Source organism: Pseudomonas sp. GZD-209 (assembly GCF_049310485.1).
In the GTDB taxonomy this organism is placed as follows: Bacteria; Pseudomonadota; Gammaproteobacteria; order Pseudomonadales; family Pseudomonadaceae; genus Aquipseudomonas; species Aquipseudomonas sichuanensis.
Window position 1 is genome coordinate 23,275 of record NZ_JBMOWQ010000133.1, and the last position, 14,907, is coordinate 38,181.

The following is a 14,907-nucleotide window of genomic DNA, read 5'->3' on the forward strand; positions in this document are numbered from 1 at the left end:
CTCTTGGTCATAATTCGGGGTTGTTGCTGTGCAGTTGCCTACCCTGGCGCAACGCCGCAGCGGAGTAACCCAGCAGCGCCGAGCCTAGTGCGAGCACTGCTCTGATAGCAATCATATCCTTCGTCCAATGGCTGGCTTGCATGGTCACTCCTGATTGCCAGGCGGAGAATTTGTCTCGCGAAGAAATGGTTTAAGCACCGCGACCAACTGATCAACATCTGTCGGCTTGAACACACCGTCGATTCCGTCATGGGAAATGCTGTTGAACGGTGCGTCGTACAGTGTTTCGATCACAATGCTGCCGTGTTGGGCGATGTAATTCTTCAACAGGTTCATGAAGCGCACCTGCTGAGCTGTGAGGGTTGGATGGGCGTGCAGGAAGCTTTTGAAGTGCTCTTCAATAGCCTGAGAATCCAGCCCTATGATCTCGCGCACAGTCACGTGCAGTTGTGCTGCAGTGCGGCCGTAGAACTCATTCAATAAATCCAGACTTACACCCGGATGACTGGTCAGAATGGTCGAGGTCAGGGTCTTCAGGTCCGCCTCGGCAATCGGCTCACCTTTATGAATTTTCTGCAAAATAGGGTTAGCTGCGAGCATGCTGTCAAGAATGCCCTTGAGCCGGCGACGATAAAGCATGGCCTCATTGGCACCAGTGATGTAAACCCGACGCTCTTCAGCCAGTACGTTGTCGTCCTTAGCCTTGGTAATCGCGGTTCCGTAGCTTGCAGAGCTTCCCGTCTGCCGATACTTCATAATGCCGCGCAGCTCCTTACGGGCGTGCTCCAGCTTGTCGATACTCGGCTGTTGCCAAAAATCGGCACTGCGCACCTCCGCTAGAATCGCATCTTTCTGGCGCACGGCTTGGATGTTCACAGCCAGCTTATCCAGCTCAGCCAGCAGCACAATTTTTCCGTCCTCGAAGCAACTGGCCTGCTCCACCAGGCAACGCTGAATACCGGCAACAAGCTTGTCCAGCGAGGTCGCGTGTTTGTCACTCAACACCCGAGCGGCCATCAGCGGCGCAATGGTGTAACTGAGCAGATGCTGGGTCTTACCGTCGAAATGCTTCAGCAGATCGGTCTGCTGCAGTTGGTGGACGTTGCGCAATTCACGCCTCACCGCCACGCTGGTTTCTGGCAAATCGTTGATATCCGCACGCAGCAACTCAATGGCGGTATCGAAAGCCGCAGCATGGTTGAGCCTGAGTGCAGCCTGGGCCAGCTCAACGCGAGCCTCGAAGGTGGTCTGCAGTAGGGACTTTCCGCCTTTGTCTTCTGGCTCCTGATACTCCTGCTCGAAGAAGTCGAAGTTTCCGTAATGATCGAAGATCAGGAACTCTTCCTTGTCCTTGCCACGGCCGAACAGGTTGGGCCGCAATCGTGTACCGCGACCAATCATCTGCCAAAACTTGACCCAAGACTTTACCGGTTTGGCGAACACGAGATTGACCACCTCTGGCACGTCGATACCGGTGTCCAACATGTCCACCGAGATGGCAATTCGGAAGTCGTTGTCCGGTTTCTTGAATTCCTTGATCAGTGTGTCGACATGCGAAATGCCGTTGTGGATGACCTTGCAGACCTTAGCGCCATATTGCGGATAGAGCTTACAGAAGAGCTTCTCCAGGTGCTCGGCGTGGTCCTGGCGCTGGGCGAAGACGATGGTCTTGCCGACCAGTGAGCCAGTTTCATCCTTGATACCGTTGTTGATCAGGTTTTCCAGGATGATTCGATCCGTATCCTCACTGAAGATTTTGCGGCCAATATCCTTGCCGGCAACGGTAGTGCGCTTGGCTTCCTCTTCGCCAAGGTCCTCCTCTAACTGGCGCTTCTGCTCGTCACTCAGATCCCTGTAATGGATGCCATCACGCAGAAAATCGGTGGTTAAATCCTTGACGCGAAACGGTACCAGATAAGGTGGATCGTTGTTGATGGCTGCGTCCAGCCCGAACTCGAAGGTGGGGTCGGTGGTTTCGCAGTCGAAGATGTCGAAGGTGTTACGGCTGATGAACTTCACCGGCGTAGCGGTGAGGCCAACTTGGAGAGCATCAAAGTAGTCGAATAGATCGCGGTACTTGTTGTAAATACTGCGGTGACTCTCGTCGGCGATGATCAGGTCGAAAAAACCTACATCGAGCTGGGCAAAGCGATTCATCATCCCCGGGTAGGTAGCGATGTAGATGCGCGCGGTCTGATCCACCTTGTTGGTTTCGCCGATGACGCAGCGCGGCTCGCTGGGCAGATTTTGCTTGAAGGCATCGTCAGCCTGAACTCGCAGCTCCTTGCGGTCACAGAGAAACAGCACACGCTTAGCCCAGCTGGTGCGTAGCAGCAGTTCAGCCAGGGCAATGGCAACACGAGTTTTGCCTGTACCGGTGGCTTGAATGACCAAAGCCTTGCGACGTTGCTTCTGAAAATGCGCAGCAACGGTCTTGATTGCCTCAATCTGGTACGGGCGATCGGCAATTTTCAAATCAGGGTTGTGCTGTTCAAGTTCGGCAATACGGTACTGGTGCTGGTAGGCCAAGTATTCGAGGCTGCTCTTGCTGTAGAGACCATACACCGGGCGATAGGTGTTGTACTGCTTGTCGTCCCAGACGAAAGTTTCGTAGCCGTTACTGTAGAAGATTACCGGGCGCTGCATTCCCATACGCTCGAACCCGTCGGCATAGATACGAGCCTGCTCGCGCCCGGCCTGTAGGCTGACGTTGCTGGAGCGCTTGGCTTCGATCACCGCAAGAGGCTGACCATCGTCGCCCCATAGCACGTAATCTGCACGCCCCTTCCCAGAGGCATTGTCCGGGCAGTCGACCTCCACTTCTCGGCCCACCTGTTCAGGATTGCTGATGTTCCAACCTGCCTGGATCAACATCGCGTCAATCAACAGAGCACGTGTCTTGGCTTCGTCCCATTGCAGGCTGTCGGCAACCTGCTGGCTCTGCTGCTGACGCACGTGCAGTTCGGCCTCTGCTGGGCGCTCCAGCTTGTCGATGTTACGGATCCGCTCTTGCTCCAGCTTGTCCATCACGCGCTGGAGCTCTTCCTGCTGCTGATTCAGCTCTTTTTGATAGGTGGCGACGGTCTTTTGCAACGTGGCCAAAGTCGCCGTCGGGTCCTGCACCTCAGCAAACTCAGGAATGTCTGCCTGAGTGGTGCCCTGATATTTCATGGCCATATACATGGCCAGTTGGTAAGCCGTCTTCAGGGCCTGTTGCGCATTACGCAGGTCGCCTTCGCCTCCATGCGCGGTGTCGTTCCCCTGAATACGCAGGAAATTGAGCTGGTAAACCAGCGGCTTGCTTACACAGTCAACAAAGACCGGATCCTTAACCAGCTCGTAAAAGGTGGCCTGCGGCACACGGGGCAGTGTTTCATGCTTATAGATAGCCTTGGTCATCTCTTCGGCAAAGCTACGAAGTCGCGTGAGCGCACTGCCCGGGTCGACGTGAAGTACGGCCTCCGCCAAGCCAGCGAGATTTGCCAGCAACTCGTTGCCAGGCCGGAGGAATTCGAAATTGACTGATTTCATATAAGCGATCTTATCCATGTCGGTCTTATAGCGAAGACCATGCCAATGTTTATTCGACGTCGTACTTTTCCATCCAATTACTGAGTGTCTGCTGGCTTTTCAAGCCCAGCAAACTGGCGGCTCGCGTCTTGTTACGGCCCGTCAGCGCCAGCGCCTTGCGCAGGTAGCCATTGGCAAGCTCTGAAATTATCCCTTGCAAATCAATACCTTGAGAAACATCCCGGGAACAAATGTCCACATGATCCTGAGTGAACCGGAACAGCGCCTGGTCAATATCCGCCCCATCAATGACATCGCCCTGACTCCACAAGGCGGCACGAAGCAGCACAGATTGAAGCTCGCGAACGTTGCCACGCCAAGGGTGGCTCAAGATAAGTTTCTTTGCTTCAGCGGAAATTTTCTTACCTGCCATCGAGAAGTCTTGCTCGGCCAAGCTGGCAAGCAGCGTATCGGCCAACAGGAACAGATCTCCTTCCCGCTCTCTCAGCGGCGGCAAGTGAATAACCCCAACGGCTATCCGGTAGAACAGATCCTCACGGAATCGCCCATGCGCCACTTCATGCATGAGGTTTCGATGAGTCGCCGTGATCAATCGCACATCCACCTTCTGCTCCTGGCTTGCGCCAACCGGGACAAAGGTCCCGCTCTGCAGCACCCGTAACAGCCGAACTTGCACATCTGGTTTCAGCTCACCGAACTCGTCCAAGAACAATGTGCCACCGTGTGCCTGCTGGAACACGCCGTCTCGGCTCTCAACCGCACCAGTGAACGCCCCTTTGCGATGACCAAACAAGGTAGCGTCGATGAGTTCGGGGACTATTGCTCCGCAGTTAACGGCGATGAAAGGTGCAGCGGAACGGAGGCTGGCATTGTGGATGGCTCTGGCAAACAACTCCTTACCCGTTCCGGTTTCACCGTAGATCAGGACTGGGACCTGCTTTTGCGCAAGCACATTCGCTTGCGCTTTGAGCATCATCATTCGCGCACTTTGCGTGACAATGCTATCGAACGCCGCGTTGCCTGGGGCACCGTGGTCTGCCAGTCGCAGCAGCTTATTACTCGTCATGCCGCTGGCGGCAGGCAAGTACTCGGCCGCGATTTCAAACGGCACATCTACCTGCTGCACACCTTGCTCAAGCGATGATTGGTAAAAGGTGGCGGGATAGCTGGTTTTGCCCAGCAGTATCCACACTGCCTGCATGGCAGGTGTGCCTGGGCTGAGCAGAATTGACAGATCCATGCGAGCAGCAAACAAACGCTGCAAATGCTTGCTCGCGGACTGATAGATGTCTCCAAAATGAACTGGAGAGCTCAAAGTCTCATGGTATGCCTGGACGGGAAGATCAACACGCTTGCGGAGCCATGCAAGATAGGGCTCAACACGATCTGGTGGATACGAACAAAGCAGATCAACTCGATCAAACTTTTCCGCCGTTAACATCGACATGATCGGTCCGATCTCACCGCCGCTTACAGCTTTCAGATCGTTGCCGCCCACCCAGCAAATCAAGGCACGCTGCTTACTCGACACTATCCCTGTTCCTCCGGCTAAATATCGAGGCGAATACTAGCATTTAGCCAGATAGGCTGACATGCGCAATGCCGCGCGCTTGCCCAATGCATTCAATGTGCGGTGGGTTCTCGAGGGAGTGAGCGGCATCCTCAATCAGCCCTTGATCCATGAAGGCAGTGTGGCAATCACTAAAGCACAACCCCGCACTAGGGTGAACAGACGAACGCGTTATTCCAAATGGTATTCCACGAAAATATCGAATCACAGATTTCTGATATTCAGCATAAGGATAGCCTTTCATTTCAGCTTCCCCCGGCGCCGACTCAAAAAGTCAAAATTCACTTACCGGGAGTTTCTCACGGATCTCAAGTGGAAAACGGGCATCTCTCGGGACCAAGTTGGGACTAAGTCGGGCCTAAGTCGGGCCTAAGTCGTCATCAAAGATGACAACGACCCCGAACGGTCCGGCCCCTCAGTTCACTCTACAGCCAATCCCGCAGCCACACTCGGTAGCGGCCTACTAAGCAACCCCCCCACGATCAGCGCAAGCACCAACGCCGCCACACCTGCGCTCTGCAACACCGCCTCAAACCCACCCACAAACGCCCCCCGCGCCAACGGCGCCGCCACCTCACGCAACCCCGGCTCAAGCATCGCCAACGCCGCCTGCAAATCCCCCGCCGCCACCCGCGTCGCCATATCCCCGACCTTCCCCAACGCCTCCGGCGCCACCCCAGCCATGGCCTCACGCAACAACTGCCCACTACGCGCCGCCAGCACCCCACCAAGAATCCCAATCGCCAACACAATCGCCCCAAACCGTGTGGTAGTACTCAACCCCGAAGCCATCCCAGTACGCTCACGTGGCACGCAAGCCATGATGTTTTTCTGCGTATCCCCGTTAAGCAACCCTGCACCAGCCCCTAACACCATGCTGGCCAGGGCAAAAGCCCCATAGCCCCCCTCCCCAACCGCCCAGGCACAGGCCAGGTTACCCACTCCCACCAACACCAACCCCAACGCAAACACCTGCGCCGCACTCAACCTCGCCGCCAGGCGCATTCCCAACTGCGGCGTCAGCAGCATCGCCACGGCAAACGGCAACATCCCCGCCCCTGCCTCAAGTGCCGACAGTTGCAGGCCGTTCTGCAGATACAGCGGCAATAAAGTCATCATCACCTGGGCACAGGCGGCATAGGCGAACATCCCTAACAAGGCCCCAATGAACCGCCCGCTGCGCATCAGTTGCAGATCGATCATGGGCCGCACCTGGCTACGCTCGACCATCACGAACAGGCCAAACAAAAAGGCTGCAATCACCAACCGCCCCAAGGTAGGCGCGCTGTCCCAGCCAACCCGGTTGGCATCGATCAGCGCCCAGATCAGGTAGCCCAGGCTACCGGCAAAGGTCAGGCTGCCCAGCGGATCAAGCCGAGCGGCGGCACTGTCGCGGGACTCTTCGACGCTGCGCAGCACCATCAGCGCCAGCACGGCCACCAGCGGCAGGTTGATGTAGAAGATCCAGCGCCAGCCCAAGGTGCTGGCGATCAGGCCGCCAAGCAGCGGTGCGAAGGTGATGGTGGCGCCCATGCAGGCGCCCCAGAAGGCCCAGGCGCGCAGCCGTGCTTCAGGCTCATGGAAGCGGTGGCCGATGGCGGCCAAGGCGGCGGTGAGCAGCAGCGCGGCGCCCACGCCTTTGCCGGCGCGGGCCAGGTCGAGCCACAGCAGGTTCGGCGCAGCACCGCAGGCCAGGGAAGCCAGGGCGAACAGTGCCAGCCCGAGCAGCAGCATGCGCCGTCGGCCAAAGCGGTCGGCCAGGCTGCCGGCGGGCAGCAGGCAGGCAGCGAAGGCCAGCAGGTAGGCGCTGACCACCCATTCGATGTCGGCGAATGAGCCGGACAGGTCGCGGGCGATGCTGGGCAGGCTGACGGCAACGATGTTGGTGTCGAGGATGATCAGGGCGCACACGGCCGAGGCGGTGAACAGGGTGAAACGCGCAGAGGCGGGGGTGGACATGGCAAGGCTCCAGGGGGCGCCATCGCGGGCCACGAGATGCCCGGCGATGGCATTGAGGCTCGGCCGGTCATCGGGCTTTGCCGCCGCGACGCCAGCCTTGTAGTGTTGCCCTCACCATAACGCCGCCGGGCGCGGGGCTTGTTAGCCGCCACGTCCTGCGTCATTAGCCCCCGGCTAACGAGGCCCCATGGAAATCCGCCACTTCCGCTACTTTCTCAGCGTCGCCCGCCACGGCCACTTCACCCGTGCGGCCGAACAGCTGGGCATCGCCCCACCCACCCTCAGCCGGCAGATCCAGGACATGGAGAAAGCGCTGGGCGTGCTGCTGTTCCAGCGCAGCCAGCGCGAGGTACGCCTGACCGCCGCGGGCGAAGCATTGCGGGTGGAAGCCGAGCAGGCGGTGCGCCAGTTCGACGCCGCGCAACTCAGCGCGCAGCGCGCCGCACGTGGCGACAGCGGGCGCATCGAGCTGGGCTATGTGGCTTCGGCGGCCTACTCTGGCACCTTGCAACAGCAAGTGACCCGCTTCAGTGACGCCCACCCCGGCGTGCATCTGAATATCCGCGAGGCGCCCATGGATGCGCTGCCCACGCAGGTGCTTGACGGCCAGCTGGACCTGGCCTACGTACGCTCGCCGATGGAACTGCCGGACGGGCTGGAGGCGATTCCCCTGCATGAAGAAGGCTTCGTCTTGGCGCTGCCCGCCGGCTCGCGCCTGAACGAGCTCAAGCAGCTCACGGCCAAGCGCCTGGCCAATGAAACCTTCATCCTCCCCGAGCAGATCTCCGGCACGCTGGAGGTCGCCGCACAGGGTGGTTTCGTCCCACGCCTGGGCCCGCAGCCGGGCAGCCTGGTGGCGGTGATCACCTTGGTATCGCTGGGCCAGGGCGTTGCGCTGGTGCCGGAGTCAGTCGTGCGGCGGATCAACTTGCCGCAGGTGAACTACCGGCCTGTCGAGGATTGCCGGGCGAGCTCGTGGTTGAGCCTGTTGCACCGGCGCTTCGAGAAGTCACCGGCCGTCGCCCGCTATATCGAGGCGGTGCGCTCGGCATCCAGCGCGTAGAACTCCTGCAGCTTGGCCTGCAGCAGGGCCTTGTCCGGCAGGCGGGTCTGGTACTCGGCGATCAGCGCGGGCGACAGGCTGCGGTTCAGTGCGTACTCGACCACTTCATCGTCCTTGCTGGCGCACAGCAGCACGCCGATGGCGGGGTTCTCGTGGGCTTTGCGTTCGTTGCGGTCGAGGGCTTCGAGATAGAAATCCAGCTTGCCCAGGTACTCGGGCTCGAAGCGCCCCACCTTCAGTTCAATGGCCACCAGGCAGTTGAGGCCACGGTGGAAGAACAGCAGGTCGAGGGCGAAGTCACGGCCGCCCACTTGCAACGGGTAGTGCGAGCCGACGAAGCAGAAGTCGCGGCCCAGCTCGACCAGAAAGTCCTTGAGGCGGCCGAGCAACCCCTGGTGCAGATCGGCCTCGGCGTGCCCGCCCGGTAGGCCGAGGAACTCGATCATGTAGGCATCGCGGAACACCTCCAGGGCCGCCGGATGGGCCTGGGTGAGCGCGGCCGACGCCTTGGCCGGTTGCGTCACGCTACGCTCGAACAGCGCGGCCTTGACTTGGCGCTCAAGCTCACGGCTCGACCACTTCTCCTGTGCGGCCATACGCAAGTAGAACTCACGCTCTTCGGGGAGTTTGCACTGGCTGAGAATGATCAGGTTTTGGGTCCACGGAACTTGTGTCAGCAGTGCTGACACTTTCTCCTCATGCCCACGATAGACCTCATAAAACTGACGCATGCGGAACAGGTTCCGCCGAGTAAAACCTCTCAACCCCGGCTGGGTCAGCGCCAGATGATCCGCCAATTGGCTGACCACGCCGTCACCCCATTCGGCCGCCTCCAGTTTGCGGCTGATGTATGCCCCAACCTGCCAATACAACTCGATGAGCTGGGTATTCACAGCCTGGACTGCGCGCTGGCGAGCCGTCTGGATCAGTGCAATCACTTCAGCGAAGCGCGTGTTGGCCGTTACCGACGCGGTTGCATCTTGAGACTCGGTATTCATGCGGCGACTCCCTGGCGATGATCTATGAGCGCAAGAGTCTATGGGCATTCATCACATTGGTTGGCAACGCAACTGTTGCAAAACGCAAAGAGGGCGCCCACTGGCGCCCTCTCGTTCACGGCACAGCCATCAGCCCATCGACCGCGCCCCAACCACCCGCGCATGCCCCCGCGTGCTCACGATCCCCAGGAACGAAATCACGATTGCCAGCCCCAGCGTGGCACTCACCTCGGCCCGGTGCTCCTCGGTGAACATCATCACTCCCAGCGCACAGCTGATGAAGATGATCACCGCCCAGGTCAGCCATGGGAACAGCCACATCTTGAACTTGAGGTTGGCGTTCTCACGCTCCAGGCGGCCACGCATGCGCAGCTGCGAAATGGCGATCACCAGGTACACCAGCAAGGCAATGGCACCGGAGCTGGCCAGCAGGAACTCGAACACGCCCTTGGGTGCGAAGTAGTTGAGGATGGCGATGGCCGCACCGATCAGGGTGCTGCCGAACACCGCCGCACGCGGCACGCCCACCTTGGAGGTTTCCTTGAGAAACGCCGGGGCATCGCCGCGCTTGGCCAGCGAGTACATCATCCGCGAGGCGATGTAGATCGACGAGTTCATGCAGCTGGTCACCGCGATCAGCACCACGAAATCGACCATCAACGCGGCGTTGGGGATGTTCATGATTTCCAGTGCACGCTGGTACGAACCCACCACCGCCAGCTGCGGGTCGTTCCACGGCACCACCGAGATGATCACGAAGATCGACAGGATATAGAAGGTGCTGATGCGCCAGATCACCGAGCGGGTGGCCTTGGCGATGTTGCGCGCAGGGTCGCTGGATTCGGACGCGGCGATGGTCACCGCCTCGGTGCCGATGAAGCTGAACATCACGGTGATGAAGGCGCCGATCACCGCCGACCAGCCCTTGGGCGTGAAGCCGCCGTGCTCGGCCATCAGCGTGCTCAAGCCGCTGACCTCGCGGTTGGGCAGCCAGCCCATCAGCGCGGCGAAGCCCAGGCCGATGAAGCCGAGGATCGCCGTGACCTTGAGGATCGCGAACCAGAACTCGAACTCGCCGTACTTGGCCACGCTGAACAGGTTGGTGCAGGCCAGCAGCAGCACCGAGGCCAGGGCGAAGATCCAGCTATCCACCTGGGGGAACCAGGCGTTGAGCACATGCCCCGCGGCCAGGGCCTCGATGGGGATCACCAGCACCCAGAACCACCAGTACAGCCAGCCAATGGTGTAGCCCGCCCAGGGGCCGATGGCCTGGTCGGCGTAGGTGGAGAACGACCCGGTGTCGGGGTGTGCCACGGCCATTTCGCCGAGCATGCGCATCACCAGCACCACCAGGGTACCGGCGACGAAATACGAAACTATGGTGGCGGGCCCGGCCGCCGCGATGGCGTGCCCGGAACCTACGAAAAGCCCGGCGCCGATGATGCCGGCGATGGACAGCATCGTTACATGACGCGGCTTGAAACCTTGTGCAAGGTTGCCATCAGATCCCACGGTGCTCATTGATCTTGTTCTCTTTTTGCTGACACAAGGAAGGGACGGGCAGGTACAGGCGAAAAAGCATCTCCTTGAAAAACAATAAGAATGACACGTCGCTCAGGCGCTGTTGTTGAACTTCTTCACGCTTTTGCAGAGCCACGCACCGAACGATCCGGGGAGTTATTTAAGCCGCGCGGGGCACGGGGAAATTGTTCGAGAACGTCCCGCAGGTTCGCGATCACGACACCCCGTGCCCGATCCCGTCAGATGTCGTGATTGGCTTATCTGGAAACGACATAGGCCAAGCGCCCACAAAAAAGCCCCGGTCTCCCGGGGCTGTGCTGCACAGGCGTCTGCCTACGCCTGATCGACACGCGAGGTGTCGGATGGCAGCAGGGAACTGTTGTGTGGTCATGTCTGGCCTCATCGCCGGCAAGCCGGCGATGAGGCCCGCACAGAAATCAACGCACCAGGCAAGGCTTCTTGTTGTCGAAGGCCCAGCCAGGGATCAAGTATTGCATCGCCACGCTGTCATCACGCGCCCCCAGCCCCATGTTGCGGTAGCACTCATGGGCCTTGGCCAGTTGATCCTCATCCAGCTGCACCCCCAACCCCGGCCGCGCGGGCACCCGCACATGGCCGTCAACGATGCGCAGTGGCTCGCGGGTCAGGCGCTGGCCGTCCTGCCAGATCCAGTGGGTGTCGATGGCGGTGATCTCGCCCGGCGCGGCGGCGGCCACCTGGGTGAACATGGCCAGCGAAATATCGAAGTGGTTATTGGAATGCGAGCCCCAGGTCAGGCCCCAGTCGTGGCACATCTGCGCCACCCGCACCGAGCCCTGCAAGGTCCAGAAGTGCGGGTCGGCCAGGGGTATGTCCACCGCCTGCGACTGGATCGCATGGCCCATCTGCCGCCAGTCGGTGGCGATCATGTTGGTGGCGGTGGGCAGGCCGGTGGCACGGCGGAACTCGGCCATCACCTCACGGCCAGAGTAGCCGTTCTCGGCGCCACAGGGGTCTTCGGCATAGGCCAGCACGGCGTGCTTGTCGCGGCACAGAGCGATGGCCTCTTTCAGCGACCAGGCACCGTTGGGGTCGAGGGTGATGCGCGCCTCGGGGAAGCGTTCGGCCAGTGCGGTGACGGCCTCCATTTCCTCCTCGCCGCGCAGCACCCCGCCCTTGAGCTTGAAGTCGTTGAAGCCGTAGCGGGCCTTGGCGGCTTCGGCCAGGCGCACCACCGCCTCCGGGGTCATGGCCTGTTCATGGCGTAGACGGAACCAGTCGTCATCGGCGTCGGCCTCGTTGCGATAGGCCAGGTCGGTACGGTTGCGGTCACCGATGTAGAACAGATAGCCGAGCATCTTCACTGCTTCGCGTTGCTGCCCTTCGCCGAGCAGCGCGGCCATGGGCACGCCCAGGTGCTGGCCGAGCAGGTCGAGCAGCGCCGACTCGATGGCAGTCACCGCATGCACGGTGATGCGCAGGTCGAAGGTCTGCAGGCCACGCCCGCCGGCATCGCGGCCGGCGAAGGTCTGGCGCATGGCGTTGAGCACGCGCTGGTAGTGGCCGATAGGCTGGCCGACCACCAGCGCGCGGGCGTCTTCCAGGGTCTGGCGGATGGCCTCGCCGCCAGGCACTTCGCCCAGGCCGGTGTTGCCGGCGCTGTCACGCAGGATCACCACGTTGCGGGTGAAGTACGGGCCATGGGCGCCGCTGAGGTTGAGCAGCATGCTGTCGTGGCCGGCCACCGGGACCACGCGCAGGTCGGTGACTACCGGGGTGTCGTGTTGAACCTGTGGGGTGGTGTGCATGTTCATGAGGTCTCTCTCGCAATCAGTTGGCCGAGGCGGCCTTGAGGTCTTGGGCAGGCGCGCCCTTGGCGCGGGTACGGACGAAGAACACCGCAATGGCAGCCACTACCGAGGTCACCGCCAAGGCGTACAAACCGCCCTGGATCGAACCCGTCTGCTGCTCCAGCAAGCCGAAGGTGGTGGGGGCGACGAAGCCGCCGAGGTTGCCCACCGAGTTGATCAGGGCGATCACCGCCGCGGCGATCCGTGCATCCAGGTAGCCCTGGGGGATTGGCCAGAACAGCGACGAGGCCGCCTTGAAACCGATGGCCGCAAAGCACACGGCGACGAAGGCGAACACCGGCCCGCCGGTGGTGGACATGAACATGCCGGTAGCCGCCACCAGCAGCGCCACCGCCACCCAGGCCTGCTGGAAGCGCCAGCGCCGGGCGCAGGCCGCGAAGCTGTACATGGCGATGATCGAGATCAGCCAGGGGATGGAGTTGAAGAAGCCCACCTGCAGGTCGCTGAGGTCGCCCATGCGTTTGATGATGCTCGGCAGCCAGAAGGTCGCGGCATAGATGGTCAGCTGGATGCAGAAATAGATCAGGCAGAACAGCAGGATCTGGCGGTCCTTGAGCAGGCTCCAGGACGACGCCTTGACCACCCCGCCCGCCTCGCGCTCACGCTGCTCCTGGTCGATGGCCGCCACCAGCGCGTCCTGCTCTTCGCGGCTCAGCCACTTGGCGTCGTGGGGTTTGGAGTCGAGCCAGAAGAACACGAAGAAGCACAGCGCCACCGAGGCCATGCCTTCGATGAACAGCATCCATTGCCAGCCGTGCAGGCCCATGCCCTGGATCTGCATCAGCGCCCCGGCCAACGGCCCGGAGATCAGCGAGGCCACGGCCGAGCCACTGAGGAAGATGGCGATGGCCTTGCCGCGTTCGGCGGCCGGCAGCCAGCGGGTGAAGTAGTAGATCACCCCGGGGAAGAACCCGGCCTCGGCAACCCCCAGCAGAAAGCGCAGCACGTAGAACTGGGTCTCGTTCTGCACGAAGGCCATGGCCGTGGCCACCAGGCCCCAGGTGAACATGATGCGGGTCAGCCACAGGCGCGCGCCGACCTTCTGCAGCAGCATGTTCGACGGCACTTCGAACAGCGCGTAACCGATGAAGAACAGCCCGGCGCCGAAGCCATAGGCCGCCGCGCTGATACCCAGGTCACTCTCCAGGTGCGGGCGGACGAAGCCGATGTTGACGCGGTCCAGGTAGTTGACGATGAACATGATGACGAACAGCGGCAGGACGTGGCGCTTGACCTTGGCCACCGCGCTGCTCAGCACGGCATCGCGCCCGGCGGACGGATCGAGGGTGTGGTTCACAGGTGTATCTCCCACTAATTGTTTTTGTGCGGGTCGAGGGAGGTCCGGGCGTTGGGCAAACACCCTGTTGTCTGACATCCAGGTGAGCGAATCATAGGCGCCGCAAAGTTGTACGACAAGATCGAAAACAGGCAGCAAAAAGCAAAATACAAGTAGATAAAACGCCAAAAAGCAGCGAAAAGATAAAAACAAGTCACCCACTCGCAAGTAACGGCGGCTGGTCAATGGGGTAAATTATTTTCATTTTTTTAACTTGTCGTACAAGCAAGCCTGCTAGGCTCGGCGGATCGGCCAGCCACTTGTGCCGGCGCATCAGCGAGCCCCGCATGGACACCCAAGACACCCCGCGCAAACGCGGCCACAGCCGCGCCCACGACCTGGTCTCCAGCCTGACCCAGCAGATCCTGCTGGGCACCTTCAGGCCCGGCGACCGCTTGCCCTCGGAAAACACCCTGGTGCGTGAGCACGGCATCAGCCGCACCGTGGTCCGTGAAGCGCTGTCCAAGTTGCAGGCCTCGGGCCTGGTGGAGCCGCGCCACGGCATCGGCACCTTCGTCATCGAACGCCAGGCCCAGGCCGGCCTGCGGGTGGGCACCGAAAGCGCCGCCAGCGTGCGTGACCTGCTGGAGCTGCGCATCGGACTGGAAGGCCAGGCTGCCGCGCTGGCCGCCTTGCGCCGCACCGATCGGCACCTGGCGCAGATGCGCCAGGCCCTGGACGACTATCAAGACCTGGCCGCCGCCGGCGACAGTTGCATCGAAGCCGACCGGCGCTTCCACCTGCTGATCGCCGAGGCCACCGGCAACCTGTACTTCGGCGAGATGATGGCGCACCTGGGCAGCGCGCTGATCCCGCGCAACCGCCTGGCCCAGGCCGACCGCGCCGGGGCCAGGCTGGCGCGGCAGGCGTACCTGGCCAACCTGGAGCACGAGGCGATCCTCAATGCCATCCGCCGCCAGGACCCAGACGCCGCGCGGGCGGCGGTGTGTTTGCACCTGTCCAACAGCCGGGATCGGTTGGTGCCGGATCAAGCACCTGTGTAATCCGTTCGGGCCCTATCGCGGGGGGGGGGGGGGGGGGAAAAGAGGCAGGGGAAAGGGGAGGAGGGTGGCGGGGGG

The 14,907-nt window shown here is 61.1% G+C and carries 10 protein-coding genes; 2 read left to right on the top strand and 8 right to left on the bottom strand.

From position 1 onward, the window contains the following. Window positions 1-7: 7 nt before the first annotated feature. From ACO6VM_RS15815 to ACO6VM_RS15830, 4 genes are all read right to left on the bottom strand, one after another. On the bottom strand, window positions 8-142 hold the full coding sequence (locus tag ACO6VM_RS15815; RefSeq protein WP_401058128.1) for a hypothetical protein: 135 nt from the start codon (window positions 140-142) through the stop codon (window positions 8-10). A 2-nt stretch (window positions 143-144) separates the two neighbouring features. Next, window positions 145-3,531, bottom strand: coding sequence for a DEAD/DEAH box helicase family protein (locus tag ACO6VM_RS15820; RefSeq protein WP_422403518.1), 3,387 nt, complete (start codon window positions 3,529-3,531; stop codon window positions 145-147). A 49-nt stretch (window positions 3,532-3,580) separates the two neighbouring features. Next, on the bottom strand, window positions 3,581-5,062 hold the full coding sequence (locus ACO6VM_RS15825; RefSeq protein ID WP_401058126.1) for a sigma-54 interaction domain-containing protein: 1,482 nt from the start codon (window positions 5,060-5,062) through the stop codon (window positions 3,581-3,583). 459 nt (window positions 5,063-5,521) lie between these two features. Beyond that, entirely contained in the window at window positions 5,522-7,060 is a 1,539-nt protein-coding gene (locus ACO6VM_RS15830) for an MFS transporter (protein WP_422403515.1), read from the bottom strand. Between the two features lie 187 nt (window positions 7,061-7,247). On the opposite strand from ACO6VM_RS15830, the gene ACO6VM_RS15835 reads away from it, so the two are divergent. Beyond that, window positions 7,248-8,123, top strand: coding sequence for a LysR family transcriptional regulator (locus ACO6VM_RS15835; RefSeq protein ID WP_401058123.1), 876 nt, complete (start codon window positions 7,248-7,250; stop codon window positions 8,121-8,123). Here ACO6VM_RS15835 and ACO6VM_RS15840 read toward each other — a convergent pair. The 4 genes from ACO6VM_RS15840 to ACO6VM_RS15855 form a co-directional block, all read right to left on the bottom strand. Then, window positions 8,087-9,121: a PDDEXK nuclease domain-containing protein gene (locus tag ACO6VM_RS15840; protein ID WP_401058121.1), complete on the bottom strand. Its 1,035-nt coding sequence runs from the start codon at window positions 9,119-9,121 to the stop codon at window positions 8,087-8,089. The two genes, ACO6VM_RS15835 and ACO6VM_RS15840, sit on opposite strands and share 37 nt — an antisense overlap. Window positions 9,122-9,250: 129 nt before the next feature. Further along, window positions 9,251-10,642 carry a GABA permease gene (gene gabP / locus ACO6VM_RS15845; RefSeq protein ID WP_401058119.1) on the bottom strand — a complete coding sequence of 464 codons (1,392 nt, stop codon included), beginning with the start codon at window positions 10,640-10,642 and terminating at the stop codon, window positions 9,251-9,253. Between the two features lie 437 nt (window positions 10,643-11,079). Then, window positions 11,080-12,435, bottom strand: a complete 1,356-nt coding sequence (gene gudD / locus ACO6VM_RS15850) for a glucarate dehydratase (protein WP_422403516.1) — start codon at window positions 12,433-12,435, stop codon at window positions 11,080-11,082. Window positions 12,436-12,451: 16 nt separating this feature from the next. Then, the gene (locus ACO6VM_RS15855) at window positions 12,452-13,789 is read right to left on the bottom strand and encodes an MFS transporter (RefSeq protein WP_401058115.1); all 1,338 of its coding nucleotides are present in this window, start codon (window positions 13,787-13,789) and stop codon (window positions 12,452-12,454) included. Between the two features lie 326 nt (window positions 13,790-14,115). Between ACO6VM_RS15855 and ACO6VM_RS15860 the strand changes: the two genes are divergently transcribed. Then, window positions 14,116-14,832, top strand: a complete 717-nt coding sequence (locus ACO6VM_RS15860; RefSeq protein ID WP_422403517.1) for a FadR/GntR family transcriptional regulator — start codon at window positions 14,116-14,118, stop codon at window positions 14,830-14,832. Window positions 14,833-14,907: the final 75 nt, after the last annotated feature.

Excerpts from the sequence above, each read along its gene's own strand:
- ACO6VM_RS15840 (WP_401058121.1), bottom strand. The coding sequence starts at position 9,121 with ATGAATACCGAGTCTCAAGATGCAACCGCGTCGGTAACGGCCAACACG.
- gabP (WP_401058119.1), bottom strand. The coding sequence starts at position 10,642 with ATGAGCACCGTGGGATCTGATGGCAACCTTGCACAAGGTTTCAAGCCG.
- ACO6VM_RS15835 (WP_401058123.1), top strand. The coding sequence starts at position 7,248 with ATGGAAATCCGCCACTTCCGCTACTTTCTCAGCGTCGCCCGCCACGGC.
- ACO6VM_RS15815 (WP_401058128.1), bottom strand. The coding sequence starts at position 142 with ATGCAAGCCAGCCATTGGACGAAGGATATGATTGCTATCAGAGCAGTG.
- ACO6VM_RS15820 (WP_422403518.1), bottom strand. The coding sequence starts at position 3,531 with ATGAAATCAGTCAATTTCGAATTCCTCCGGCCTGGCAACGAGTTGCTG.
- gudD (WP_422403516.1), bottom strand. The coding sequence starts at position 12,435 with ATGAACATGCACACCACCCCACAGGTTCAACACGACACCCCGGTAGTC.
- ACO6VM_RS15860 (WP_422403517.1), top strand. The coding sequence starts at position 14,116 with ATGGACACCCAAGACACCCCGCGCAAACGCGGCCACAGCCGCGCCCAC.
- ACO6VM_RS15830 (WP_422403515.1), bottom strand. The coding sequence starts at position 7,060 with ATGTCCACCCCCGCCTCTGCGCGTTTCACCCTGTTCACCGCCTCGGCC.